Raw genomic sequence first — 25,316 nt, 5'->3', positions numbered from 1 at the left:
AGTGGTTTTTGCAATACCTATAAAGGGGTGAGATGAGTGCGGGACTGGGGGAGAGAAAAAGAAAGGAGGCCGCCCTGACGGGCGACCGGCAAAGCCTTGGCGTGTTTCGCCGTCAGCAGATGTGGCAAGCGATCTGGTGTTGCGCCATCAATCGCGCCAGCTTTTCCGGTGGCTCCTGATCGGTAAAGAGGGCGTGGATCTGGCTGAGATTGCCCAGATTGACCATGGCATTGCGACCGAACTTGGTGTGGTCGGCGGCCAGGAACACCTGACGGGAGTGGGCGATGATGGCTTGGGCGATCTTCACCTCGTGATAGTCGAAATCGAGCAGGGAGCCGTCGTTGTCGATCCCCGAAATCCCGATGACGCCATAGTCCATGCGAAACTGACCGATAAAGTCGCGGGTCGCCTCCCCCACGATACCGCCATCGCGGTTGCGGATCTCGCCGCCGGCAATGATGACGGTGAAGTCATCCTTGGCCGTCAAAATGCTGGCCACGTTGAGGTTGTTGGTGACGATGCGCAGCTCGCGGTGATCGAGCAGGGCGCGGGCAATGGCTTCGGTGGTGGTACCTATGTCGATAAAGAGCGATGAGCCGTCGGGAATATTGGCCGCAACCTCGCGGGCGATGCGCTCTTTCTCCTTGAGTTGCATCACTTTACGGGCGCTGTAGGCGGTATTGACGGTACTCGAATGCAGGGAGGCACCGCCATGATGGCGCCGGATCTTGTTCTGTTCGGCGAGATCGTTCAGATCCCGGCGAATGGTCTGGGGGCTGACGTCAAAGTGGGTCACCAGATCGTCGGTCGAGACAAATCCCTGCCGCGTCAGGACGTCCAGGATCTCCAGATGTCGTTGGGTTTGCTTCACGCTTGCACTCCGATGATGAGACAAAAAAAGGCCCCGGCAGATGCGGGGCCTTTTGGCAGTTTACCTGATCCCCTTTGGGATCAATAAGCTGAGGATCACGTTTTATGCCTTATGGGCAGCCGCTTTCTTGGCCGCAACAGCAATGTTCTCGTGCTTGAGGGTCATCGCCAGCAGAATGATAGAGAGCACGCAGGAGACGGTCAGTACCATGAAGCCGCCATCCCAACCGAAGTGGTCAACGGTATAACCCAGCATGGCGTTGGCTGCCACGGCGCCGCCCAGATAACCGAACAGACCGGTGAAACCTGCCGCAGTACCGGCTGCTTTCTTCGGTGCCAGCTCAAGAGCATAGAGACCGATCAGCATGACAGGGCCGTAGATCAGGAAGCCGATAGCCACCAGTGCCATCATGTCGATGGTCGGGTTGCCGGCCGGGTTGAACCAGTAAACCAGCACAGCCAGGGTCACCAGCACCATGAACAGGATACCGGCCGGTGCACGGCGGCCCTGGAACATCTTGTCAGAGATCCAGCCACACAACAGGGTGCCCGGAATACCGGCCCACTCGTAGAGGAAGTAAGCCCAAGAGGAGTTGTCAACGGTGAAGTGCTTGGCCTCTTTCAGGTAGGTTGGCGCCCAGTCCAGCACACCGTAACGAATGAGGTAAACGAAAGCGTTGGCGATCGCGATGTACCACAGCAGTTTGTTGTGCAGCACGTACTTGACGAAGATCTCCTTGGCGGAGAACTCCTGCTCGTGGCTCTCGTTGTAATCCTTCGGATAATCGTTCTTGTACTCCTCGATGGGAGGCAGACCGACCGATTGCGGGGTATCACGCATCACGAAGAAGGCGATCACCGCGATGGCGGCCGCCGCTGCCGCAGGCACATAGAAGGCACTGCGCCAGTCGTTGAACCAGCCCATCCCGAGGATAAACAGCGGGCCAATCATGCCGCCACCCACGTTGTGCGCCACGTTCCAGACCGCAACCACTTCGCCGCGCTCTTTCTGTGACCACCAGTGCACCATGGTGCGACCGCAGGGCGGCCAGCCCATGCCCTGTGCCCAACCGTTCAGGAACAACAGCACAAACATGATGGCAATGCTGGAGGTGGCCCAGTGCATGGTACCCATCATGAACATGATGGCAGCCGAGAGCAGCAGACCGGCGGAGAGGAAGTAACGGGCGTTGGAACGGTCAGAGACGTTCCCCATCAGGAACTTGGACAAACCGTAAGCGATGGAGACCCCGGAGAGCGCGAAACCGAGATCACCACGGGAGAAGCCCTGCTCGATCAGATAGGGCATCGCCAGACTGAAGTTTTTCCGTACCAGGTAGTAGCCGGCGTAACCGAAGAAGATCCCGAAAAACACCTGCCAACGCATGCGTTTGTAGAAGGGGTCGACCTTGTCAGCCGGGAGCCTGTCGATGTGCGCCGCAGGCCTGAAGAGACTAAGCATGTTCTGCTTCCTTATTGTTGTTATGGGCGGTTGAGGATGCCCTGACCATTCCAACGAATCATGTGAGTCCGCTGATTCGTAAGCGAGCCTATTGTGCTCATATGCGCTCATTTAATCTGTGATGCATGCTCAAATATTGCAGTTTTATTACAAATAAAAGCTCCAAATGAGAAATCACTCAGCAAGCGCCAGCCCTTGTGTGGCAAGGGTTGTGAGCTACCCCCTAAGTGGTAACTGGCGGTTACCAAGATGCTTTACGTCACATTTTCTTAGCAATGAGTGGGATCTTGTCCACATTTCCTATGGAGGGGGGATGGTGAAATTATTGGGAAGGGTTATTTTCTGTCACGACCGATAACGAGCGCAAACGAGCATAACGTTTGCGCAAGACGCAAAAACAACAAAGAAACGTTTTCGGCAGCAACGGATAGACACAAAAAGATAAAACGGAACATCAAACCTCTACGGGTGGATATAAGGAACAAAAGTATGAGCATACAAAGACCCAATACCCTGCTTGGCGAGTGCATCGCCGAGTTTATCGGAACCGGCCTGCTGATATTTTTCGGCGTCGGATGTGTGGCGGCACTGGTGCTGGCAGGCGCCAACTTCGGGCAGTGGGAAATCTCCATTACCTGGGGTCTGGGTGTGGCCATCGCCATCTATGTGACCGGCGGCATTTCAGGTGCCCACCTCAACCCGGCTGTAACCCTGGCGCTGATGACCTTCTGCGGTTTCGACAAGCGCAAGGTGGTGCCCTACATCATCGCCCAGATGGCCGGTGCCTTCTGCTTCGCGGCCCTTGTCTACTTCCTTTATGGTAACCTTTTCACCCAGTGGGAAGTGACCCATAACGTGGTGCGCGGCAGCGTCGAGAGCCTCGGCACCGCCGGGATCTTCTCCACCTACCCCAATGCCCTGCTGACCAATATGCAAGCTTTTGCCGTCGAGCTGGTGATCACCGCCGTCCTGATGCTGGGCATCATGGCGCTGGGTGACAACAACAACGGCGCTCCCAAAGGTTTCGCAGCCGCTCTGCTGATCGGTATCCTGATCGCGGTGATCGGTGCCTCCCTTGGCCCGTTAACCGGTTTTGCCATGAACCCGGCCCGTGACTTTGGTCCGAAACTGTTCGCGTTCTTTGCTGGCTGGGGTGATGTTGCCCTGACCGGTGGTCGTGACAACCCCTACTTCTGGGTTCCTATCCTTGGCCCCATCGTTGGCGCCCAGATTGGTACCGCTCTGTATGTCAAAGTGCTGGCTCCCTGCGTCCCGGGCAACCGTGTCGTCACCACCGAGCAAGCGACCCAAACCGCCAAAGAAGAGGCTGCCGCATAAGAGCGGCCCCCTCCAACGTATAAAAACGTGGAAAATAGAAACGTGGAGAACATCATGTCTGCTGAAAAGAAATATGTCGTCGCTCTGGACCAGGGAACCACCTCTTCCCGCGCCATCGTGTTTGATCAGGATGCCAACATTGTCGGTACCTCCCAGCGCGAATTCACCCAGCACTACCCGAAAGCGGGCTGGGTAGAGCACGACCCGATGGAGATCTGGGCAACCCAATCCTCCGTCTTTACCGAAGTGCTGGCCAAGACCGGCCTGCGCAGCGAAGAGATCGCCGCCATCGGTATCACCAACCAGCGTGAAACCACAGTGGTATGGGAAAAGGCCACCGGCAAGCCCATCTACAACGCCATCGTCTGGCAGTGCCGCCGCACCGCCGCCATCTGCGAAGAGCTCAAAGCTCGCGGTCTGGAAGAGTACGTTCGCGAGAACACAGGTCTGGTGCTGGATGCCTACTTCTCCGGTACCAAGGTGAAGTGGATCCTCGATAACGTGGAAGGTGCCCGCGAGAAGGCGATGAACGGCGAACTGCTGTTCGGCACCATCGACACCTGGCTGGTCTGGAAGATGACCAATGGCGAAGTTCACGTCACTGACCCGACCAACGCCTCCCGTACCATGCTCTACAACATCCGCGAGCTGAAGTGGGACGAGAAGATGCTGGACGAGCTGGGCATCCCCATGTCCATGCTGCCGGAAGTGAAACCCTCTTCCGAAGTGTACGGCTACACCACCCGTGGCGGCGGCTCCCGCATCCCCATCGCCGGTATTGCCGGTGACCAGCAGTCTGCCCTGTTCGGCCAGCTCTGCTTTGAAAAAGGGATGGCCAAAAACACCTACGGCACCGGCTGCTTCATGCTGATGAACACCGGCACCGAGCCGGTTCGCTCCAGCAACGGCCTGCTGACTACCGTTGCCATCGGCCCGAAAGGGGAAGTGAACTACGCGCTGGAAGGTGCAGTGTTTATGGGCGGCGCCACCATCCAGTGGCTGCGTGACGAGCTGAAGATCATCCACGATGCCCGCGACACCGACTACTTCGCCTCCAAGGTGGGCGATACCAACGGCGTCTATCTGGTACCGGCCTTCGTTGGTCTGGGTGCACCCTACTGGGATCCGTATGCTCGCGGCACCATGGTCGGTCTGACCCGTGGTGCCAACCGCAACCACATCATCCGTGCTGCGCTGGAATCCATCGCCTATCAGAGCCGCGATGTGCTGGATGCGATGCAGCAGGACTCCGGCATCAAGCTGGCAGCCCTCAAGGTAGACGGCGGCGCCGTAGCCAACGACTTTCTGATGCAGTTCCAGGCTGACATGATGCACACCCCGGTGGTACGTCCGACCCGCATCGAGACTACCGCCATGGGCGCCGCCTTCCTGGCTGGTCTGGCAGTCGGCTTCTGGAAGAGCTCGGACGAGCTGGAAGACAAGTTCAGCGTTGACCGCGAGTTCATCCCGCAGATGGACAGAGACGATCGCGCCAAACGTTACAGCGGCTGGCAAAAAGCGGTTGAGCGTTCACGCCGTTGGGCTGAAGAGGAGTGATCGGGCACCCGACATTCCGTTGAGATAAACACCAGAGAGGCCGACCGCAATGTCGGCCTCTCTTTTTATGCTTTCCCTTGCCGCTTTCTGCCCACTTCCCCGCTAACTGCTCCCTCCCTTTTTCTGCCGCCCTCTGTTGTCACCATCCGCCACAACGCAATTGAGTTCTCTATCTATAATCATCATCTGGGTCGCATATGCGACCTTATTTATGAGGAGAGCGATATGGAGAGGGCGATACACCGTTTTACACTGCACTCACTCTGGTCAGGGCTCGGGATCCGCACCCGGATCCTCGCTGGCGTAGCGATACTGATGGCCATCGCCATCAGCTGCATCACCTTGATCCTCGAGCAGATATCCCACAGTCAGGCCCAGCAGCGGGTCGAACGCTACGAGCTGCCAAGCAGCGTGGATCGCATTGCCAACCAGCTGACCGCCCAGCTTATCCAGCACCTGACCGAAGCGCAGGCGCTGGCCAGCAACCGTTTTGTCATCGACTGGCTGACCGCTGGCATGCCAGAGCAAGAGTGGCCCGCCATGGAACGCTACTTTCAGGATCTGCAACGGCGGATCGGCGGCAACGTCTTTATCGCCCCCCGCCAGAGCAACACCCTGATCAACTTCAGCGGTGGCCCCACCGCCCAGAAATCGCTGAGCGAATCAGACCCTAAAGATGGGTGGTTTTTCGGCTTTCTCAAACGCAGCAAACCCTATGAGCTGAACCTCGACATCTCGGATTTTGACAAGCGCGCCTCCCTCTATATCAACACCGCCGTCACCCACGAGGGCAAGACCCTGGCGGTGGCAGGTACCTCCATCGACATGAGTGCCCTGAGCAAGCTCATCAGCGGCTACCGTATCGGCAAGAGTGGTCAGGTCTATCTGGCGGACATGGAGGGCAATATCGAGATCCACCCCGAGCAGGAGGTGGAAGGCGCCGCCCACCACCAGCAATCCTTCCTCGATACCGTCAAGCGGCTTATTCCCAATGCCCGGGAACAGGTGGCCGTAGAGGCGCTAACACTGGAGGGGCAAACCTATCTCATCGCGGTACGTTACATCCCCACCCTCAACCGGCTGCTGATTGGCGAGATCAACAGCGCCGAGCTGGAAGAGGGCCTGCAGGAATCCCGCCAGCTCATTATCATGGTCTCGCTCGCCATCGGCGGGATCGCCATGCTGGCCTCCGCCTGGCTGGCTCACTCCATCAGTCGCCCCATTCGTCAGGCAGCCGATGGCATGCATCACATCACCGCCGATCGGGATCTGGCGACCCGCCTCGACTTCTCTGACGAGTCGGAGCTGGGCATGATGGCCCAGAGTTTCAATCAGCTGATCCTGAGCCTGAACCAGAGCTTCTCTCGCTTCCAGCAGTCAGGCAGTGCCCTCTCCGCGCAGTCGTCCCAATCCATGCAGCAGGCCCAGGCACTGGCAGGAGAAGCGTGCCAGCAGGCCCAGAGCATTCAGGAGCTGACCACTGTGGTCACCACCATCGGCGACAACGCCGAGCAGATCGCCAGCCGCTCGGAAGGGGTCAACGACGTGACCCAACGCATCGCCAACCATATGCTCAGCATCGAGCAGGATGTGACCCAGAGCGCCGCGCAACTCGACAGCTTGCGCAGCAGCATCGGCAGCTCCTCTGCCCTGCTAGATGAGGTGGTGAAAGACAGCAACAACATCACCCAGATCATGAACCTCATCCGCGATGTCTCGAACCAGACCAACCTGCTGGCCCTCAATGCGGCCATCGAAGCGGCCCGGGCGGGGGATATGGGACGGGGTTTTGCGGTGGTGGCCGACGAGGTACGCCAACTGGCGGTGCGTACCCAGACCGCCACCAAGGATGTGCAGGATCTTATCTTGCGCCTGCAGGAGGGAACCCGGCAGGCCAGCAGCTCGATGGCAGACTCCCGCAACCTGAGCGAAGAGGGATACAACCGGATGAATCAGGCCAGAGAGGTGCTGGTTGATGCCACCAGCCAAATCAACCAGACCGCCCTCGAGATCAACGAGATCAACGCGCTGGCGCAGGCGCAGAATCAACAGATGGGGCAAGCCAGAACCGCGCTCGACGAGCTGGCCATGGTGGCCGAACACCAGCGGGAACACGCGCAGGAGAGCAATGCCGCCAGCCGCGAACTGTTCGAACTGGCCAAGGCCATCGACGAGCAGATCCGCCAATACCGGATTGGCTAGGCCCGGCGCTTCCCCCTCTCCCTCTCAATAACCAAGACGCCACCTCAGGGTGGCGTTTTCATTTTGCAAATCATTTTGCCTGCGCTCTCGAAACGGGAATGACGAAAAACAGTACAAACCACTGATAAATAACATAAAAAAATGTGGAACGGCCATTGCTTAGTGATATCAGACTCAACAGAGGGATATCGCCATGAAACCGACCACCAATCAAGCGCCCGTAGCTCACGTCGCCACTCAAAAAGAGACACTGACCCCCCGCGAAGGCACCTTCCTGATGATGGTGGCCCAGCTGGTGGTGCTCACCTGCATCGTACTGGCCGCCACCGTCGGCGGCCTCTCCTGGCAGTGGCCCCTGCTGCTGGCCATTCCGCCGGTGATCGGCGGCGCCCTGCTCAGCCGGGTATGGGGCAAACTGCCCCGCTAACTGCGTTTCAGCTCACACACCTTCCCAAACCGGCGGCCGACCCTCAAGTCGGCCGTCTGTTTATCTGCCACCTGGCTCATGCTGATTGGCCGCAACGAAGGCGCGGCTTGTTCTTCGCCAAGCAAACCGCAGCGACGAACCGTTCAAACAAACCGAACAAACCAACCTGAACTACAGGGTATGGCTGCCCAGCAGCTCTTTGAGAAAATCGAGCCAGACCCGCAGTCGGATATCCCGCTGGGCATCGGAGTAGAAGACCGCATTGATGGGGCGCGAGGCGCCACTGTTGCTACGGGCCAGCACCTCCACCAGCGCGCCACTCTCCCGATCCGGCCCGGTCATGAAATCCGACAGACAGACGATCCCCTGCCCCGCCAGCGCCAGCTGACGCAAGGTTTCACCGCTGCTGGCACGCAGACTGGGGGTGATGGCAAAGCGATCCCCCTGCTCGGCACTGAGCAGCGGCCAGTGGTTGAGGTGATCGGGATGCAAAAATCCAAGCAGCTCGTGACCGCTCAGCAGATCTGCCGGTTGGCGCGGGGTGCCGCGCTCGCTCAAGTAAGCAGGAGAGGCCAGCAGCCGCAACCGCGAACGGCCCAGCGGCAGCGCGCGCAGGGAGGAGTCGGTCAGCTCGCCGATGCGGATGGCCATGTCCACCCGCCGCTCCATCAGATTGATAAAGCCCTCCGAGCTGTGCAGCTGTAGCTCGATGGCAGGGTAGCGGCGGCGAAACTCGCCGATGAGCGGCACCAGCCGGTGCAGAATAAAGGGGGTAGCCGCATCGACTCTCAACACCCCTTCGGGTTGTTCCCGGCGCATCAGCAGATGCCCCTCCGCCTCGCTCATCTCGGTCAGGATCTTCACCGCCCGCTGATAGAACCAGCTCCCCTCCTCGGTCAGGCTGACCCGGCGGGTGGTGCGATTGAGCAGCACGGTGGAGAGCTTCTCCTCCAGCCGCTTGATGCCGCGGCTCACCACCGAGTTGTCCATGCCGAGGTTCTCCGCCGCCTGGCGAAAACTGCCCGCCTCCACCACCGCCACAAACAGTGTCAGTTCATCAGAATGGGTCTTCATTGCTGTTATCCGGACAAGAGTAATGGGCCTTTATAGGCGCAGCCGCTGTGGATTGGCAAGCGTGCGGTGAGGCCAGCTCTTTTTTTCTACAGAGAAAGAACGTGACCGCGAGCCCACATCATGCTCGCGATTTGTCAGTACAATGCAGCCTGAAAAGCGCCGTATGGCACCACTTGTTTCACAAGGATGAATACCATGACATTTGAAGAACGGCTGGCCGCCGCCCATCAGGAACTGGCTGACAAGGGCATCAAGGAGTTCGACTACAACCCGTGGTTGTTCAAATTGCTGCGTAAACTAGGCTGTGCCGTCAAGCCGCCTTATTACGCCAGTTGGTTTGTCAATTTCATCTGTGCAGGGCTCACGATTGCACCAATTTGGGGTCTGATTATGTGGATTTTCGTCTGGCGCCTAGAGGGAAAGGATCCAATATCAGTCCTGTTCAACACCGCCGTGTTCGCTGGCGTATTTGGTCTTTTCACCTTAATTGGACTCTGGCTCAAACGCCGGCAGCTTGGATTAACCCCATGGGAGCAGTTGGAGCACCAGCACATCAGTGAAGGCACAGCAGAAGAAGGTTAAAGCCCCTGCTGCCGATTGAAACTGGGTGCAATACAGGCTCTGAAGAGCACACTTTCACAGACTCGGACTCTCACCTTGCCGGATTTCGTTAAATTTTTTATCAGCTTTTCAATTAACTGCCTCATCCAAACCGCCATTGGCCTCTTGGTTCTCGCCTACAGGCTTTTCCGCCACCACAATGGCAACTGGCGCAGCTATCGACGAAGCTGGGATCCTCTCCCTCTATTTGCCTCCATTTTCCTGGGCATGGTGATCGCAAAAAAGCTTCATCCGGCCATCATGGCAACCTTGTAATGATTGGCCATAGCTTGGACAACGTTCACTGCCACAGATAACCGAACAATTCACTAGATGAGCAAACAGTTGAGTGCCTACAGCAAGATATGAAGAACTCTCATCACTCAGAGCGTCCTTCTGTTAGTAAATGAGGAGGGACAAATAAGCATCTGCTAACTTAATTTCTTGATCTGACCATTGCAAGGAAGGCCTCAAATGGAATAAAATTCACATCCATGGTTTTTTGGAAAAACCATAATTTTTTGCTCTTTGAAAAAAATCAATTTAATTAATCAAAACTTATTGGATTTTCAGTAAATCATGCATCTTCATCCTAATGTAAATAATGGTTCTTATTAAGAAATGAAGTGGGGGGCATGATTATAATTCACTTACCTTTTATTTATTTTGATCGGGGGTTGCATGGAAAATAAAAGTATACTTGGATGGTCTTTTGGTTTCTTAACCTCACTTCTTGGGGCCGGCTGGGCAGTATTTACATACGTTGTGCCAGACCCATCAGTTTTGGGAATGGAAGCAATCAACTGGAAAAATGTCCTTTTATTTACCTCTTCTTTAGTTGCCATATGTTGGGTCGTTGTTTATTTTTTTCTTCAAAAACTCCCCTCGGTTATTCGTCACCTATCAGTTGTTATTATATATTTCGTTACAGCATTTAGCTTTTTCTGGGTGGGGACAAAATACCAAGACCCATTATTTGGAAGTTCGGAGCAAGAAGCTGTTTACGCCTACAATGACAGTGCTACTATTCTTGGAAAACGTATAGAAACCATCGAGAACATCTCGATCCAACTGCGTGGATGTCAGAAGGTAATGGGAAAAATTGCGTGCAAATTAGATCTTCTAAATAATAATGCAGATCGGGATGTTTCTTTTTCTGGTGATACTCGCGCCTTTGATGACGTAAGCAATGAGATGGAGCTTGACTCATTAGTTATAGGCTCATCAAATGTATCAACATATAAAACCTTCGCTTTGCCAAAAGGTGTAAAAACAACCGTAATGATTGCATTTAAACTGACTAATGAAAACTCCCAGAAGTTAACCTCACTACGCGTAAAATTCTCTGGCTTAAATGGAGTCAGGAAAGGTGTGAAATTTGATGGCGTTCCATTAGTTTAATTGAAGTGAAGTGGTGTTAACCTGTATAACACCACTTCATAATAATTAATATAAGCTCAAGCGTGAACAGTGCTGGAATAATCTGCATAGTTATCCCCATTGCTGCTCTCCCCTCAATACTGTTTTGCGACCAGCGCCCTGTTTCCAGCACGTCACGGCAGGCATACTGACCCTTCGTTTTTGCCAAGGAGGTTCAGATGTCATCACCCGTGATTGTGATTGCCCAACTTGAAGCCAAACCCGAATTCGCCCCCCAGTTTCGCGCCGCCCTTGAGCCGCTGATTGCGGCCACCTTGCAAGAGGCGGGCTGCCAGCGCTATCAGCTGCATCAGGACTTGGACAATCCCCACAGTTGGATGCTCTACGAGGTATGGGAGAGCGAAGCTGCCCTCACCGCCCATCAGGGTCAGCCCCACTTTACCGAATTTGTCGCCAAGGCCGAGCCCTGGTTTGCCAGCAGCACCATTCGCCGCTATCAGCCGCTGGGCGCCTGACTGGCCCCTGTGCCACTTTCCACTTAGCCCATCAAGGGCCAACCACCACCCCATTGAGGAACAAGATGATCAATATGCCACCCATGGGTCTGGGCACCTTCCGCCTGAAGGGCGAGCCGCTGCTTGCCACCCTGACCAACGGTCTGGAGCTGGGCTATCGCCATATCGATACCGCCCAGATCTATGACAACGAAGCCGAGGTCGGCGCCGTGCTGACCCGCAGTACTGTTGCCCGCCACGAGATCTACCTGACCACCAAGGTGTGGACCAGCGAGTTTGGCCCGGGCAAGCTGATCCCGAGCCTTGAGGTGAGCCTCGAAAAACTGGGCACCGACTATCTGGATCTGGCGCTGATCCACTGGCCCTCCCCCAAGGATGAGGTGCCGATGGCAGTCTATCTGGAGCAGCTGGCAGAGGCCAAGGCCCGGGGCCTGACCCGGGAGATCGGGGTCTCCAACTTCACCGTGGCCCAGCTCAAACAGGCTATCGAGATTTTGGGGCCTGGGGCCATCGCTCACCAGCAAATCGAAGTTCATCCCTTGCTGCAAAACCGCAAGGTGGTCGAGTTCTGCAAAGCCCAGGGTATCGCCGTCACCGCCTATATGCCGCTCGCCTATGGCAAGGTGCTGAGCGAGCCGCTGCTAATGGAGATTGGCAAACGCCACGGGGTATCGGCGGCGCAGGTGTCGCTGGCCTGGCTGCTGGCGCAGGACATGGCAGTGATCCCGAGCTCCACCAAACGGGAGAATCAGGCCGCCAATCTGGCCGCTCTCGATATCACCTTGAGCAGCGAGGAGATGGCCGCCATCGCCACGCTGGATAGGGGCGAGCGCTGCGCCAATCCCGACTTTGCCCCTGCATGGGACTGACGCGAAAGGCGTGAGACTAACGCGAAAGAAAGGCTGGCTCGCCAGCAAGCCAGATAAAACAGGGAGAGCATCATGCTCTCCCTGTCTCTTTTCTTGCCTCACGCTTTGCAGCGCTTGCTGAACGTCCAGCCGCCACATTGATGCCAGATGCAGCCCCGCAATCAGGGCGCGTTCTGGCAAAGGGCGGGATCGAATACCTGATTCCAGTCTGATTTCATATCGACCACCACCCAGCCCCGCGCTTTTGCCTGTGCCAGCCCGTCGATCAGCTTGCCGCTGGCTGGCGGATGGCTGTCGTAGGCGTATTCGCGCTTGGCATCGGTATGGTGCACCAACAAACCAAAAGTCTGGTAATCCGGGTTGGTCGAGGTGTATTGCAGCATGGGCACGTCACCATCGCTGTTACCAAAGGCGCCGACCGGACGCTGCCCCATAAAGAGGTGAATGGCGGCCGGTTTCGCCTTGCTGTCATCGAAATAGGCGCTGTTCATTGTCTTGCGGATCTCGCTGCCCTCCCCGGTCAGGGCAAACTCGCCGAGGGTAAAGGAGCCAATCACCTGCTGGGGAGGGATGCCATACATCTGCTCGGACATCACCCGCATAAAATCGACGCCGCCGCCGGAGACAATCCAGGTCTGGAAGCCATTATCCCGCAGATACCCCAGCAGCTGCTTCATCGGCAGGTAACCGAGCTGATCGTAGTGGCAGCCAAAACGGGGATCCTTGCTGCTGTTGACCCAGCGAGTGACCCGCTCGGCAAACTCGGTGGTGGTCATGCCGCTGTGGGTCAGTCCCACCAGCTTGGCGAGCCCCTTCTCCCCCGATTTGGCCACGGCCTTGAGGTCGTTGTTCAGCACTGCCGCGACGATGGGGTCGGCCTTCCACTCCGGGTGTTCCGGCGCCAGGCGCTTGATCTCGTCCATCGCAAACTGCAGCTGATAGGTCATGGGCGCTTCAGGCCAGAGGGTGCCGTCATTGTCAAACACCACATTGCGCTTCTCTGGCGGAATAAAAGTGGCCTGCTGCTGATCGGTGGCATTGGTTACCCAGCGGGTGATCGCCTGCTTGGCTGCCGTGTCATTCCAGGCAGAGAGGGGATCGCTCTGGCCAGCCTGTACCGCAAAGGCGCCGCACAGCAGCAAAAGAGAGGAGAGTCGATTCAATGTCATCATGTTACCTGTCAGCTGGATATTGCCTGTCTATTGCCTGTAGATGAAAGCGCACGGCCATCACAACACCGGCGCACATGGGTTCAACACACTCGGGTTTCACAGGGAAAATCCTATGGCGGCCAGCTTGTACTGGAGCTTAAGCAAGCTCAGAAAAGGAGCAGCGTTCATCCCGTTTTGCGAGGCAGATCACTGCGTTGCGCTCACGCCGCGGGCAACACAACCCCCTCCCACTCATCGCCATTGCTGCTGATTTGGCAAAAGTAATTTGCTGTCACCGTCATTTTTGCCAACAAAACCCATCGGCATACTGGCGCCATTCTCCCGTCGGGAGTCCCTAACCAAGGAGTTGTTATGCCACTGGCGTTATTTGCCCTTACCCTGAGTGCCTTTGCGATCGGCACCACCGAATTTGTGATCGTGGGGCTTATCCCCACCATTGCCGAGCAGCTCAGTGTCTCGCTTCCCTCGGCGGGCCTGTTGGTCAGCCTCTACGCCCTTGGGGTAGCCATCGGTGCCCCCGTGCTCACGGCGCTCACCGGCAAGGTGCCGCGCAAGTGGCTGCTGGTAGGGCTGATGGCACTCTTTACCGCCGGCAACCTGCTGGCCTGGCAGGCCCCCGGTTACGAGAGCCTGATTGTGGCCCGCATCCTGACCGGATTGGCGCACGGGGTCTTCTTCTCGGTGGGCAGCACCATCGCCACGGGTCTTGTGGCCAAAGAGAAGGCGGCGAGCGCCATCGCCATCATGTTCAGCGGCCTTACCGTGGCGCTGGTGACCGGCGTACCGCTCGGCACCTGGATTGGTCAGGTCTTTGGCTGGCGTGAAACCTTTCTGGTGGTAAGCCTGCTCGGCCTCATCGCCATGGTGGGTAGCCTGCTGCTGATCCCGAGCAACCTTCCCAAGGGAGCAGCCTCGACCATCCGCGAGCAACTCTCGGTACTGACCAAAAAGCCACTGCTGCTGGTCTACGCCAAAACCGCCTTTGGTTATGGCGGCGCCTTCACGGCTTTTACCTTCCTCGCCCCCATCCTGCAGCAGGTGAGCGGCTTTAGCGCCGGTGCGGTGAGCCTGATCCTGCTGGTGTACGGGGTCTCGGTTGCCGTCGGCAATATCTGGGGTGGCAAGCTGGCCGACAAGATGGGTCCATTGCCGGCGCTGAAGCTGCTGTTTGCCGGTCTGGCGCTGGTGCTGCTGGCCCTCACCTTCACCGCCCCCCATCCGGTGCTGGCCGTGCTCACCGTGCTGGTGTGGGGCGCCTTTGCCTTCGGCAACGTGCCGGGTCTGCAGGTACTGGTGGTGAAGCAGGCCGAGCTGCACACCCCCAAGGCGGTGGATGTGGCATCGGGCCTCAATATTGCCGCCTTCAACGTCGGCATTGCGCTGGGATCTGTGGTCGGTGGTTTTGTGGTAGAGCACCTCGGCCTGATGCACACCCCCTGGATCGGCGCCCTTATCGTACTGCTGGCCTACGGGCTGACCCATGTCAGCGAGCGACGCGAAGCCCTCCGGCTCGCCGCCTGTCAGGCATAAGCTGCGCCAGCAGGCGTCACGCAAGGGCGTGGCGCCTGCTGCAATCGGCGCGGCAGGCTTCTATGCTGTGACACAGCCTCAAGCCCTCAACTGTTTCAGTAACCAAGCCTGTCATCCTCGCATCGTTTGCCACGGAGTCTGTTATGAAGGTGCTTATCGTCTATGCCCATCCCGAACCCAAAAGTTTCAACGGTGCCCTCTTCTGCCACGCCATCAGGGCGCTGGAGCAGGCGGGCCACACTGTGATGACCAGCGATCTCTATGCCATGGGATTTGATCCCGTCTCGGATCGGCGCAACTTCACTGCCGCCAGCGATCCCGATTTTCTCAAGCTGCAACTCGAAGAGCTGGCTGCCACCGAGCAGGACAGCTTTGCCCCGCAGTTGGAGCAGGAGATGCAAAAGCTGGAGGCGGCCGATCTGCTGATCTTCCAGTTTCCGCTCTGGTGGTTCGGCCTGCCCGCCATCCTCAAGGGGTGGGTGGATCGGGTCTTTGCCATGGGGCGGGTCTACGGTCAGGGCCATATCTACGAGAGCGGCAAGTTTCGCGGCAAGCGGGCGCTGCTGAGCCTCACCACCGGCGGCCCTGCCGAGACCTATCTGCCCGATGGCTTCAACGGCGATATCGACGGGGTGCTGCGCCCCATCCAGCGCGGGATCCTGCAATTTGTCGGCTTTGACGTGCTGCGCCCCCATATCTGTTATGCCCCGGTGCGGGTCTCGCAAGAAGAGCGGGAAGCCTGGCTCGCCCAGTGGGTCGAGCGCCTTGGCCAGATTGAGCTGGAGTCCCCCATCGCGGTCGGCCGCTACCAGTAACGGCTGACGCAGCTGACACTCCCCCCCACACAGCACAAAAACAGCGAGCGGCCCCCGGCCGCTCGCTGTTTTTCACGCTCTGTCGTTATGGTTTTTGTTATCCGTTGGCGGTCTTATGCCGCCTGTTGCACGCCTGCTTTGCCGGTCACGGCACGCTTGAGCCAGTAGTCGAGGCTGACGTAGCGGCCCCCGCCGTAAACCAGCAGCACCAGCAGCATCACGAAGTAGGTAGCGGCAAACTCCATCCCGTTGTTGAGCATCACGGGATCCCCGAGCTCGGTGATGTAGTTGTAGCGACCGGGGAAGTTGGCGGCCAGCCACTCGATAAAGCCGTTGAGGCGCACAGTGGCCTCCATGCTGCCGGTGGCGATGGCGTCCCAGCCGTGCTTCCAGTGCACCATGGCGCTCGCCACGCTCATCAGGAAGATGGTGGGAATGGCCATGATACGGGTAAAGAGGCCAAGGGCGATGCAGATGCAGCCCAGTACCTCGGTGCCCGCCGCCAGAAAGGCGAGCAGGGTCGGGAACGGCAAGTTGAGCCCCCCTTCCGAGACCGGGGCACCAAACCAGGCGACCGTGCCGGCAAAGCCCATCACCTTGGAGTGGGCCCCCACATAGATGACCGGAATGAGATAGAGGCGAATGGCCAGCAGGGCCAGAAAATCGAGCCGCTTGCACTGGGCCACCGCCCGCTCGTACCACTGGATCAGGGTGTTGTTCATGGGAATTCTCCTTGGTGTTTGCTAAATGGGTGCAAGGGGGCGCCGGGCTGGCGCTCGCCAACGGACAAGGTCAGCAGACCCAGCCGGTGAAAATGGCGAGCCCACTCGCTCAGATCAAAGTCGCTGCGAACCTGTTGCACCTGCTGCTGGAACGAGGCTTGGGTGATCCCCGGTTGCTGTTGCAGCAACTGGATCAGGGCCACATCCCATTCACGCAAGCGCTGGGTCACCACCTGATGCTCCGGGCTGCGAAACAGGCCATAGAAGTGGTTGCCCTGCCGGGTCGGCACCACGCCGCTGCGACGAATGGCAAAGGGGAGCTCAAGCAGTTGCAGGGTTGGATTGAGCACAAACGAACTCTCCGCCGTTACCTCATTCCACGGCAACACTTGCGGCACCACCCCTTCATCAATCTCGACACAGAGGCAGGCCCACTCGTACTCCAGCAGTGCCAGCCGCTGCCTGGGCCAGTTGAGAGAGCCCTCGCCGTGGCGATGCTGCACATAGCGGACAAACTCGGTGGCGATATGGTGAAACTCGGGGGCCTCGGCGCCGTGCTGGATAACAAAGCCCTCCACCAGCAGCCCTCTGTCCACCGGCGCCCAGTGAGCGTGGGTGAGCGGAAAAGCGCTCTCCAGCACCGACTCCACATTGGCTCGCACGCTGCGGGCATAGTGGCTGGCGATGCCATCCTGCGGCAGCCGCACCCGGCTCGCCAGCCAGGCTGTCTGCTGCTGCATCCGCTGCGGCGCCGTTTTGGGCGCGCTGATCAGAGATAACCGTCTATCCATAGCGCACCTCCCGCACCTGATGGTCGATCGCCTCGCAACAGGCGCCGTGCACCCGCGCCAGCTCGGCCTCCAGCTCTGCCAGCGGTGGTAGATGGTGATCCCGCTCCAGCAGCAGGGGGCGCAGGCCATGGGTCTGCACCGTATAACGGGCCAGCGCCACCACCGCCTCGCACACCGGTTTGCCGTGGGTATCCAATAAAGTGCCATCCGCCTCTTCCAGATGACCTGCGATATGGAAATAGCGGATCGCACTGCCCGGCAGCCCGGCGATCATCCGCTTGGGGCAGTAACCGTGGTTGCGGCTGTTCACAAAGACGTTGTTGATATCGAGCAGCAGCTCGCAGCCGCTGCGCGCCACCAGCTCGGCGAGAAAATCCTCCTCCGGCATCTCGTGGTCATAGCCGTGGTAGTAGGAGATATTTTCCAGCACCAGCGGGCGGGCCAGCGCCTCCTGCACCTGCGCGATCCGCTCGGCCAGATAGGGGATGTTCTCCCACTGGCGCGGCACCGGTAAGAGCTCATAGAGATAGCCCTGCTGGTCGCGGGAAAAGCTCAGGTGCTCGCTGTAGATCCCGATGTCGAACTCATCCAGAAAGGTGCGGATCTGGCCGAGCAGGGTGCGGTTGAGGGGCTGACAATCGCCGAGGGAGAGGCTGAGGCCGTGGGCCACCAGCGGGTAACGCTCGGCCAGCTGATGCAGCTGCTCGCGCCTGGCGCCGCCAATGGCCATCCAGTTCTCCGGCGCCAGCTCGAGAAAGTCGATGCCGGGGCGGACGGGGCCGGAGCAGAGCGCATCCAGATGCTCCTGCCGCAGCCCGATCCCCCGACTGCGGGAGCTTATTGGCCGCATACCCCCTCCGTCATCTTGCTGCCGTTGTTGGAACCGGATCTGTCGTCATCAATCCCCTCGCCCGCCACGCCGCACTTGCCATCGCGGGCGCGCACCAGTCGGCCTTGCGGATCGCTGTCGAGGGCTTGCTTTTCAAAGCGCTTCTCGGTGCCGCACTTGCCCGCCGCACACTTGCCGCCGTGCTGTTCGCTGGGGGCAGCTTTCACCGGCGCATCGCTCGGGGTGGCCGCCAGCGCCAGCCCCGGAGTCAGGGCAATCAGGCTGGTCATGGCGATGGAGAGGGTCAGTTTGCCGGTGGTTTTGTTGCTACTTGAGTTACTCATGAGCGGACTCCTTGACGGATAAAACGGGGTAGCTGGAGAGATCGCGGGCAGCCACGATCTGGCCGTGGAACTGCTGTTTGACGATGGCCATCGCCTCTTTCTTGTGATTGAGGCCAACCCCCATCCAGTGGTTGAGCACCAGCAGCTTGGGGTTCACCTCGGCGGCAATCTTGGCCACCACAGATGGCTTGGCATGGAGCGAGGCGGAGACAGGGTCGGCCCCTTCGTGAATGGCGAGCGGCATCACCAGAATGTCGGCCCCCTTGGCAAACGGCACAAAGGCCGGGTTGCTGCCGTTCTGATCCGCCGAGATAACGATGGTCCCCTCGGCGCTCTCAATGCGATAGGCCAGACAGGGCACGTCACCGTGAGGGATGCCGAGCGCCGTGATGGTCAGCCCATCCTGCTGATAGACGGTGTGAGGCTGCGGGCTCTGGTAGGGCACATCGTGCAAGGTGATGGGGAAGAGGCCATCGGTGCCATCCTTGAAACCGCTCAGGTAGGCATAAGCGCCCTTGTCTTTGTTGAAGAGGGCATCAAAGAAGCCGCTCATGCTGGGGAAGGCCGAGCCGGCCTCTGGCCCCGCCAGATCCAGCGGATCGCTGCGCTCGAAGAAGTAGGCTCCCTTGAGCAGGGCGGGCAGGTCGGTCACATGGTCGGTGTGAAAGTGGGTGATGCCGATAAAATCGACCTCTTCGAGCTTGGCCCCCGCCTGGCCGAAGCGCAGGTAGACGCCGCCACCGGCATCGATCAGGATGCGGGATTTCCCCTTCCACCAGATCACCTCGCTGGAGGAGGCGCGCAGATCGTCGGAGATGGGGCCACCACTGCCGAGCACCTGCAGGGTGAAGGTTTTATCCAGTGGCGTCAGTTGTACCGGTTCGGCACAGGCCGGGGCGACGGTGAGCGCGCACCCGATGGCCAGCGCCAGCGCTTTCAATCTCTGTTTCATCACAATTACCTGTCGGTTGGTTGTCGGTTGAAAGTGTGTCGTTTGTGTCGTTTAAAGAGGGGGAGAGAGGGGCCGATGGCGACGAGTGAAGCGCCAGCCCCCGCCGTCAGTTGCCGTCCCTTTCGTCCGCCTGCCAGCGCGCTTCCAGCCAGAGCAGGTTGCACAGGCCCAGCAGCAGGGCGAATCCGAGGCCCAAAATCCAGGTGAAGTACCACATAGCAGATCCCTTGAGGTCAGTAGAGTTGATGGCTGTCGCGCTTGATGCGGGCACGGTCGAGCTTGCCGCGCACCACCCGATAGACCCAGCCGGTGTAGCCCAGGTTGACCGGCATCAGCACCAGCACGAGGCCGAACATGATGGCCAGGGTCTTGTAGCTGGAGGTGCTGTCCCACAGGGTCAGGCTGCTGACCGCATCGAGGGATGAGGGCAGCACAAAGGGGAACAGGGCGATGGCCACCGAGCAGAGCATGGCGGCGCAGGCGATGGCGCTGGCCAGCAGCGCAATCCGGCCCCGCTCCAGCCAGGAGGCAATCCCGCTCACCAGCGGCGCCAGCGCCCCGATGATCGGCACCAGCCACAGCAGCGGATAGTCAAAGTAGTTACGCAGCCAGCCTCCGGCGTGGGGGATCACCCCCTTCATCAGCGGGCTGATGGCAGCATTCGGGTCAAAGGGTTGTGTGCCCACACCGGTCAGCTGAAATCCTTGCAGATCCACCAGATGCCAGCCGGCCAGCAGGTAGCAGAGGCTCACCAGCGGGGCCAGCAGGATGGCGATGCCCCGTGCGCGCAGCGCTGGGGTGCCAGTCACCTTGGCTTGCAGAAAACCGGCGCCGTGCAGCAGCAACAGGCTGATGGCAGTTGCCAGCACCGAGAGCAGCCAGCCCCAGTGGAAGTCGAACGCGCCATAGTGCAGACGCAGCGCCGTGTCGAAGCGAAACGGCAGCCCCTCCATCACCAGACCGATAGCCGCACCGAGGATGAGCGCCGGTATCAGGCCACCGGCCACCAGTGCCCGATCCCACCAACGGCGCCACACCGGATCGGCCAGCTTGCTGCGATAGTCAAAGCCGACCGGACGCAAAAATAGCCCGAGCAGCAGCACCACCATGGGGATGTAAAGCCCCGAGAAAGCTGCGGCATAGACCAGCGGCCAGGCGGCGAACAGGGCACCGGCGCCGGCGATCAGCCACACCTGATTGCCCTCCCACACCGGCCCCACGCTGTTGATCACCAGACGGCGGTCGTCGTCATCTTTCGACACCACCGGCAGCAGCATAGCGATGCCGAGATCGAAGCCATCCATCACGATAAAACCGACCATCATGAAGAGCACCAGCGCCCACCAGATGAGTTTCAGGGTTGCGTAATCCATCAGGCGATCCTCGCAAGTTCGGGTTGTTCACCGCTGTAGCGGCCGGTATGGAGAATGGCGGGCCCCTTGCGGATCACATGGCGCAACAGGAACAGCTCCACCACCAGCAACAGGGTGTAGATGGAACAGATGGCGATGAGACTGAACCAGAGTTGGCCCGGCTGAAGCAAAGAGACCGAGGCTGAGACCGGCAGCACGTCGCTGATGGTCCAGGGTTGACGGCCGAGTTCGGCCACCAGCCAGCCCGCCTCGATGGCAATCCAGGGCAGCGGAATGCTCCAGAGCAGGGTCTTGAGCAGCCGTGGCGAATCTTGCAGCCTGTTGCGGCAGAGCTGAACAAAGCTCACCACCATCAGCCCCAGCATGGTGACGCCAAGCCCCACCATCACTCGAAAGCCCCAGAACAGCGGCGCCACTGGCGGGATGGAGTCATCGACCGCTTTGGCAATCTCCGCCTCACCGGCCTTGGCAATATTGCTGGCATAGGGGGTGAGCAGCATGCCGTAGCCAAGATCCTTGCCGTGCTGCTCGAAGCGGGCGCGGTTGTCCGGGCTGTCATCACCCTGCCGGATCTGCTCGAGGGCCTCGGCTGCCACCATGCCGCTGCGGATGCGCGCCTCGTTCTGCACCTTGATATCCTTGAGGCCGGTCACCGCCTCGTCGATGGAGCGGGTGGCGATGATCCCCATCAGATACGGGATCTTGATGGCGGCGTGGGTGGTTTCCGCCTGCTGATCCGGGAAGCCGAACAGGGTAAAGGAGGCTGGCGCTGACTCGGTCTCCCACTCCGCCTCGATGGCGGCGAGCTTGACCTTCTGCACCTCGCCGGTGCGATAGCCCGACTCATCCCCGAGCACAATGACCGAGAGGATGGCAGCCAACCCGAAGCCGGAGGCGATGGCGAAGGAGCGCAGGGCAAACTGCACCTCGGTTTTGCGCAGCAGATACCAGCTGCTCACCCCCATCACGAACATGGAGGCCGCCACATAGCCCGCCGCGACGGTGTGAACGAACTTCACCTGCGCCACCGGGTTAAAGAGCACGGCGGCGATATCCACCAGCTCCATGCGCTGGGTCAGCAGGTTGAACTCGGCTCCCACCGGGTTTTGCATCCAGCCGTTGCCGATCAGGATCCAGAGCGCCGAGAGGTTGGAGCCGAGCGCCACCAGCATGGTCACCAGCAGGTGCTTGCCACGGGAGAGCTTGTCCCAGCCGAAGAAGAAGAGCCCCACCAGGGTCGATTCGAGGAAGAAGGCCATCAGCCCCTCGATGGCCAGCGGGGTACCGAAGATGTCCCCCACATAGTGGGAGTAGTAAGCCCAGTTGGTGCCGAACTGAAACTCCATGGTGATCCCCGTGGTGACCCCCATGACGAAGTTGATGCCAAACAGTTTGCCCCAGAAGCGGGTGATGTCCTGATAGATCACCTTGCCGGTCATCACATAAGCCGACTCGGCGATCACCAGGATCCAGGACAGCCCCAGCGTGAGGGGCACAAACAGGAAGTGGAACAGGGCCGTGGCGCCAAATTGCAGGCGAGACAGGCTGACCACGTCATCCGGATTGATCATGCGTCACTCTCTTTTGTTGTATTTGCCTTGCACGTTTCGTGCGTGACAAGTACATCACGGAGCATGACACCTATAACAGATGCAGTTATATTGAATTACACCTATAACAGTTGATCCAGATCATGTCCCTTTACCAGCAGTTGGCCGACCGCCTGCAAAGCCAGATCAACGATGGCATCTGGCAACCGGGGGAGCGCATCCCCTCCATTCGCCAGAGCTGCAAGACCCACGGGCTCAGCCCCATGACGGTGTTGCAGGCCTATCAACTGCTCGAAAGTCAGGGGCGGATCCTCGCCCGCCCCCAGTCCGGCTACTACGTCAAAGCCGCCTCACCACAGGTCGTGCAGCACACCCCGAGCCAGACCCACTACAGCGGCTCGGTGGATATCAACGATCTGGTGTTCGAGGTGTTGCAGGCGAGCAAATCGCGGGATCTGGTGCCCCTTGGCATGTCGGTAGCAGACCCGACCCTGTTCCCCCATCCCCAGCTCGGGCGGGCGCTGGCCAGCTGCATGCGCAAGCTCGATCCCTTCAGCACGGTGGCCGACCTGCCCCCCGGCAACGAAGCGCTGCGCCGCGCCATCGCCCAGCGCTACGCCAGTGACGGGGTGGCGGTCAATCCGCAGGAGATCATCATCACCACCGGCGCCATGGAGGCGCTCTCCCTCAGCCTGCAGGTGCTGACCGAGCCCGGTGACTGGGTGGTGGTGGAATCCCCCACCTTCTATGGCGCCCTGCAGGCCATCGAGCGGCTGAAACTCAAGGCGGTGGAGATCCCGGTTATTCCGGGGGTGGGCATCGATCTCGACCTGCTGGCCGACGCCCTCACCCGCATTCCGGTCAAGGCGTGCTGGCTGATGGGCAATGTGCAGCACCCGCTGGGACACACCATGCCAGATAGTCACAAAGCGCAGCTGATGGCGCTGCTCAACAGCCATGGGGTGCCGCTGGTGGAGGATGACGTCTATGCCGAGGTCTACTTCGGCCGCGAGCGCCCCAAACCCATCAAGCACTGGGATCAGCGTGGCGACAGCCTGCTCTGCAGCTCATTTTCCAAATGCCTGGCGCCGGGCTTTCGGGTCGGCTGGGTGGTGGCGGGGCCCCATGCCGAGCGGGTGCAACGGCTGCAACTGATGTCCACCCTCTCCACCAATGTACCGAGCCAGCTTGCTCTGGCCGAGATGCTGCGCCAGGGCGGGGTCGATGCCCACTTTCGCCGCCTGCGCCACACCCTGGCCCAGCGCCAGCAGCAGATGCGGGCGGCCCTGCAGCGCTTGCTTCCGGACGAGGTGCGGATCTCCTCCCCCGATGGCGGCTACTTCCTCTGGCTGGCGCTGCCTGCCCATTTCGACAGCAGAGCCCTGCACGCCAAGGCTCTGGGCAGCGGTTTTTCAGTGGCCCCCGGCGCGCTCTTCTCCAGTCAGGGACAACACAACCACTGCCTGCGCCTCAACAGCTCCCATCCCTGGAGCGAACAGCTGGAGCAGGCCCTCACCCGACTGGCCGCGCTGATTGCCGCACAACTCGGTGAAAAGTAACGTGGCAAAGAGCCGCTGACGAAACGAACAAAGGCCCGTAACGGGCCTTTTGGGTTGAGGAGTGACGCGCCTTGGCTCGCAATCAGAAACTGGTTATCTGGCCATGATCTGCGACTGCACCTTGAAACCCAGCGCCTCGTAGAGGGCTTTGGCGCGCTCGTTGAAGGCCATCACCTCCAGCCGGATTTGGTGAGCATCACGGGCCTTGGCCCACTCATCGCAATGGGCGATCAGCGCCTTGCCAATCCCGCGGGAGCGGTGCTGCTCATCCACCACCACCGAGCCGATGCGGCAAATCGGCGCACGGGTGAGAAACGGCACGCTCTCATTTATGTCTATCCGCGCCGTCAAAAAGCCCACCACCCTGCCATCCTGCTCGGCAACGCAGAATAGACGCCCTTCCGCGCCGATGGCACTCAATAAGAACCCCCGTTCCTCTGGTGAAGGGGGGCTGAACACTTCGGGATAGTGCTGATGGTGGACCTCTCCTATCTGCCGGTTCAGCTCGACAATGGCGTCTATATCCAGTGCGGTTGCCTTGCGTATCTCCAACGGTTGCTCCTTGCAAAAAAGGTGATGGTCCTGCGCCATCTTAGGGGCTGTGCCCCGCAATCCAAATAGGCTCATCCGCATCTTTTTTCAGGCAGCAGAAACAACAACGCCCCTTGAGCGGGGCGTTATCGGCAATCCATGGCGGTGAGGGTATCAGGCGGGGGCGTTAAGCTGGGCCACCTGCCGCTCGATGCTGCCCTTGAGGTTGTCATCGAGCTTGAGGGCGCGTGCCAGCTCGTCGAGATAACCGCGTTCCATAAAGTGATCCACCTCGATGGCAAGCAGGGAGGCAAGATAGACCTCGGTGGCCAGCTCCATATCGGTCACTTCCCGCGCCAGCGCGTGGGGATCGAGGGGGCGGGCCAGTTCGGCGTCAATCCAGCGGGCGGCATCGCTCTGGCCCTGTTCGGTCAGGTACTCCTGAATCTTCTGGCGCTCGGCGCCGTCGATATGGCCATCGGCCCGGGCTGCCGCCACCATGGCACGCACCAAGAGAGCCGAGCGGGCATCCAGCGCATTGCCTGCCAGAGTGCTGACGGGATGGGTCGGCTGGGCGGGCGCCGCCTGCTGGGCTTGCCAATCCTGATAGAGCTTGTAGGCCAGCCCGCCAAGGGCTGCGGCGCCGCCCACGGCAGCGGCCTTGCCGCCATATTTGCGCATCTTCTTGTTGCCCAGCAGCAGACCGAGCGCACCACCGGCCAGCGCCCCCTGCATCTGCCCCTTGCGCTTCTCTCCGCCTTCGTTGAGCCAGCCTTTGCCAGCCCCCAGCAACTGTTCCAGCATCTGTTTCATGGTGTCACTCCTGCGGCTATGTTCCCGTCGATAGAGCAAGA

General features: G+C 59.5%; 26 protein-coding genes. 12 read left to right on the top strand and 14 right to left on the bottom strand.

Annotation, left to right across the window (positions count from 1 at the left end; all coding sequences use genetic code 11):
- Nucleotides 1-112: 112 nt before the first annotated feature.
- Together ACTG2O_RS12330 and glpT are read right to left on the bottom strand one after the other, a co-directional pair.
- Nucleotides 113-871 carry a DeoR/GlpR family transcriptional regulator gene (locus ACTG2O_RS12330; RefSeq protein WP_005337538.1) on the bottom strand — a complete coding sequence of 253 codons (759 nt, stop codon included), beginning with the start codon at nt 869-871 and terminating at the stop codon, nt 113-115.
- Nucleotides 872-973: 102 nt separating this feature from the next.
- Entirely contained in the window at nt 974-2,332 is a 1,359-nt protein-coding gene (glpT, locus tag ACTG2O_RS12325; protein ID WP_005337540.1) for a glycerol-3-phosphate transporter, read from the bottom strand.
- Between the two features lie 489 nt (nt 2,333-2,821).
- On the opposite strand from glpT, the gene ACTG2O_RS12320 reads away from it, so the two are divergent.
- The 4 genes from ACTG2O_RS12320 (at nt 2,822) to ACTG2O_RS12305 (ending at nt 7,856) form a co-directional block, all read left to right on the top strand.
- Nucleotides 2,822-3,670 carry an MIP/aquaporin family protein gene (locus tag ACTG2O_RS12320; RefSeq protein WP_005350866.1) on the top strand — a complete coding sequence of 283 codons (849 nt, stop codon included), beginning with the start codon at nt 2,822-2,824 and terminating at the stop codon, nt 3,668-3,670.
- A 54-nt stretch (nt 3,671-3,724) separates the two neighbouring features.
- Complete coding sequence (gene glpK / locus ACTG2O_RS12315; RefSeq protein ID WP_139472816.1) at nt 3,725-5,227, top strand: glycerol kinase GlpK; 1,503 nt, start codon at nt 3,725-3,727, stop codon at nt 5,225-5,227.
- Nucleotides 5,228-5,452: 225 nt separating this feature from the next.
- Entirely contained in the window at nt 5,453-7,429 is a 1,977-nt protein-coding gene (locus tag ACTG2O_RS12310; RefSeq protein ID WP_439975879.1) for a methyl-accepting chemotaxis protein, read from the top strand.
- Between the two features lie 193 nt (nt 7,430-7,622).
- Nucleotides 7,623-7,856 (top strand): hypothetical protein, encoded by a 234-nt coding sequence (locus ACTG2O_RS12305; RefSeq protein WP_439975877.1) that lies wholly within the window; start codon nt 7,623-7,625, stop codon nt 7,854-7,856.
- A gap of 171 nt (nt 7,857-8,027) precedes the next feature.
- Here ACTG2O_RS12305 and ACTG2O_RS12300 read toward each other — a convergent pair whose 3' ends face one another.
- Nucleotides 8,028-8,930: a LysR substrate-binding domain-containing protein gene (locus ACTG2O_RS12300; protein ID WP_019446772.1), complete on the bottom strand. Its 903-nt coding sequence runs from the start codon at nt 8,928-8,930 to the stop codon at nt 8,028-8,030.
- A gap of 195 nt (nt 8,931-9,125) precedes the next feature.
- On the opposite strand from ACTG2O_RS12300, the gene ACTG2O_RS12295 reads away from it, so the two are divergent.
- The 5 genes from ACTG2O_RS12295 (at nt 9,126) to dkgB (ending at nt 12,294) form a co-directional block, all read left to right on the top strand.
- Nucleotides 9,126-9,512: a DUF6404 family protein gene (locus ACTG2O_RS12295; protein ID WP_439975875.1), complete on the top strand. Its 387-nt coding sequence runs from the start codon at nt 9,126-9,128 to the stop codon at nt 9,510-9,512.
- 75 nt (nt 9,513-9,587) lie between these two features.
- A complete protein-coding gene (locus tag ACTG2O_RS12290; RefSeq protein ID WP_156808839.1) occupies nt 9,588-9,806 on the top strand; it encodes a hypothetical protein in 219 nt (72 codons plus the stop codon).
- A gap of 405 nt (nt 9,807-10,211) precedes the next feature.
- On the top strand, nt 10,212-10,931 hold the full coding sequence (locus ACTG2O_RS12285) for a hypothetical protein (RefSeq protein ID WP_156808840.1): 720 nt from the start codon (nt 10,212-10,214) through the stop codon (nt 10,929-10,931).
- A 197-nt stretch (nt 10,932-11,128) separates the two neighbouring features.
- On the top strand, nt 11,129-11,425 hold the full coding sequence (locus tag ACTG2O_RS12280) for a putative quinol monooxygenase (protein ID WP_019446774.1): 297 nt from the start codon (nt 11,129-11,131) through the stop codon (nt 11,423-11,425).
- Nucleotides 11,426-11,490: 65 nt separating this feature from the next.
- Nucleotides 11,491-12,294 carry a 2,5-didehydrogluconate reductase DkgB gene (gene dkgB / locus ACTG2O_RS12275; RefSeq protein WP_019446775.1) on the top strand — a complete coding sequence of 268 codons (804 nt, stop codon included), beginning with the start codon at nt 11,491-11,493 and terminating at the stop codon, nt 12,292-12,294.
- Between the two features lie 161 nt (nt 12,295-12,455).
- Here the strand turns inward: dkgB and ACTG2O_RS12270 are convergent, their stop codons facing one another.
- Nucleotides 12,456-13,463 carry an HAD family hydrolase gene (locus ACTG2O_RS12270; RefSeq protein WP_439975873.1) on the bottom strand — a complete coding sequence of 336 codons (1,008 nt, stop codon included), beginning with the start codon at nt 13,461-13,463 and terminating at the stop codon, nt 12,456-12,458.
- Between the two features lie 354 nt (nt 13,464-13,817).
- On the opposite strand from ACTG2O_RS12270, the gene ACTG2O_RS12265 reads away from it, so the two are divergent.
- Nucleotides 13,818-14,996, top strand: a complete 1,179-nt coding sequence (locus ACTG2O_RS12265; protein WP_439975871.1) for an MFS transporter — start codon at nt 13,818-13,820, stop codon at nt 14,994-14,996.
- Between the two features lie 143 nt (nt 14,997-15,139).
- Entirely contained in the window at nt 15,140-15,811 is a 672-nt protein-coding gene (locus ACTG2O_RS12260) for an NAD(P)H-dependent oxidoreductase (protein WP_257690489.1), read from the top strand.
- A 113-nt stretch (nt 15,812-15,924) separates the two neighbouring features.
- Here the strand turns inward: ACTG2O_RS12260 and ACTG2O_RS12255 are convergent, their stop codons facing one another.
- From ACTG2O_RS12255 to ACTG2O_RS12220, 8 genes are all read right to left on the bottom strand, one after another.
- On the bottom strand, nt 15,925-16,533 hold the full coding sequence (locus ACTG2O_RS12255) for an HvfX family Cu-binding RiPP maturation protein (RefSeq protein WP_005337566.1): 609 nt from the start codon (nt 16,531-16,533) through the stop codon (nt 15,925-15,927).
- Nucleotides 16,530-17,324, bottom strand: a complete 795-nt coding sequence (locus ACTG2O_RS12250) for an HvfC/BufC family peptide modification chaperone (RefSeq protein ID WP_421288116.1) — start codon at nt 17,322-17,324, stop codon at nt 16,530-16,532. Before ACTG2O_RS12250 ends, ACTG2O_RS12255 begins: the two co-directional genes overlap by 4 nt.
- The gene (locus ACTG2O_RS12245; RefSeq protein ID WP_439975869.1) at nt 17,317-18,174 is read right to left on the bottom strand and encodes a DUF692 domain-containing protein; all 858 of its coding nucleotides are present in this window, start codon (nt 18,172-18,174) and stop codon (nt 17,317-17,319) included. Before ACTG2O_RS12245 ends, ACTG2O_RS12250 begins: the two co-directional genes overlap by 8 nt.
- Nucleotides 18,162-18,497, bottom strand: a complete 336-nt coding sequence (locus tag ACTG2O_RS12240; RefSeq protein WP_439975867.1) for a hypothetical protein — start codon at nt 18,495-18,497, stop codon at nt 18,162-18,164. The genes ACTG2O_RS12245 and ACTG2O_RS12240 overlap by 13 nt, the downstream gene beginning before the upstream one ends.
- Complete coding sequence (locus ACTG2O_RS12235) at nt 18,490-19,449, bottom strand: MBL fold metallo-hydrolase (protein ID WP_439975865.1); 960 nt, start codon at nt 19,447-19,449, stop codon at nt 18,490-18,492. The genes ACTG2O_RS12240 and ACTG2O_RS12235 overlap by 8 nt, the downstream gene beginning before the upstream one ends.
- A gap of 106 nt (nt 19,450-19,555) precedes the next feature.
- Nucleotides 19,556-19,666 carry a cytochrome bd-I oxidase subunit CydX gene (cydX, locus tag ACTG2O_RS12230; RefSeq protein WP_005337572.1) on the bottom strand — a complete coding sequence of 37 codons (111 nt, stop codon included), beginning with the start codon at nt 19,664-19,666 and terminating at the stop codon, nt 19,556-19,558.
- 16 nt (nt 19,667-19,682) lie between these two features.
- Nucleotides 19,683-20,822, bottom strand: a complete 1,140-nt coding sequence (gene cydB / locus ACTG2O_RS12225) for a cytochrome d ubiquinol oxidase subunit II (protein ID WP_139462118.1) — start codon at nt 20,820-20,822, stop codon at nt 19,683-19,685.
- Entirely contained in the window at nt 20,822-22,393 is a 1,572-nt protein-coding gene (locus ACTG2O_RS12220) for a cytochrome ubiquinol oxidase subunit I (protein WP_439975863.1), read from the bottom strand. The genes cydB and ACTG2O_RS12220 overlap by 1 nt, the downstream gene beginning before the upstream one ends.
- Nucleotides 22,394-22,515: 122 nt before the next feature.
- Here ACTG2O_RS12220 and ACTG2O_RS12215 point away from each other — a divergent pair, with 122 nt between their 5' ends.
- The gene (locus tag ACTG2O_RS12215) at nt 22,516-23,931 is read left to right on the top strand and encodes a PLP-dependent aminotransferase family protein (RefSeq protein ID WP_439975862.1); all 1,416 of its coding nucleotides are present in this window, start codon (nt 22,516-22,518) and stop codon (nt 23,929-23,931) included.
- A gap of 93 nt (nt 23,932-24,024) precedes the next feature.
- Here the strand turns inward: ACTG2O_RS12215 and ACTG2O_RS12210 are convergent, their stop codons facing one another.
- A complete protein-coding gene (locus ACTG2O_RS12210; RefSeq protein ID WP_439975860.1) occupies nt 24,025-24,483 on the bottom strand; it encodes an N-acetyltransferase family protein in 459 nt (152 codons plus the stop codon).
- 153 nt (nt 24,484-24,636) lie between these two features.
- Nucleotides 24,637-25,275 (bottom strand): tellurite resistance TerB family protein, encoded by a 639-nt coding sequence (locus tag ACTG2O_RS12205; protein ID WP_374511007.1) that lies wholly within the window; start codon nt 25,273-25,275, stop codon nt 24,637-24,639.
- Between the last annotated feature and the right edge of the window lie 41 nt (nt 25,276-25,316).

The organism is Aeromonas sp. 61P (assembly GCF_051919545.1).
Taxonomy (GTDB): domain Bacteria; phylum Pseudomonadota; class Gammaproteobacteria; order Enterobacterales; family Aeromonadaceae; genus Aeromonas; species Aeromonas veronii.
The sequence above is the reverse complement of the archived record's forward strand: the minus strand, read 5'-3'. Positions and strand labels throughout refer to the sequence as shown.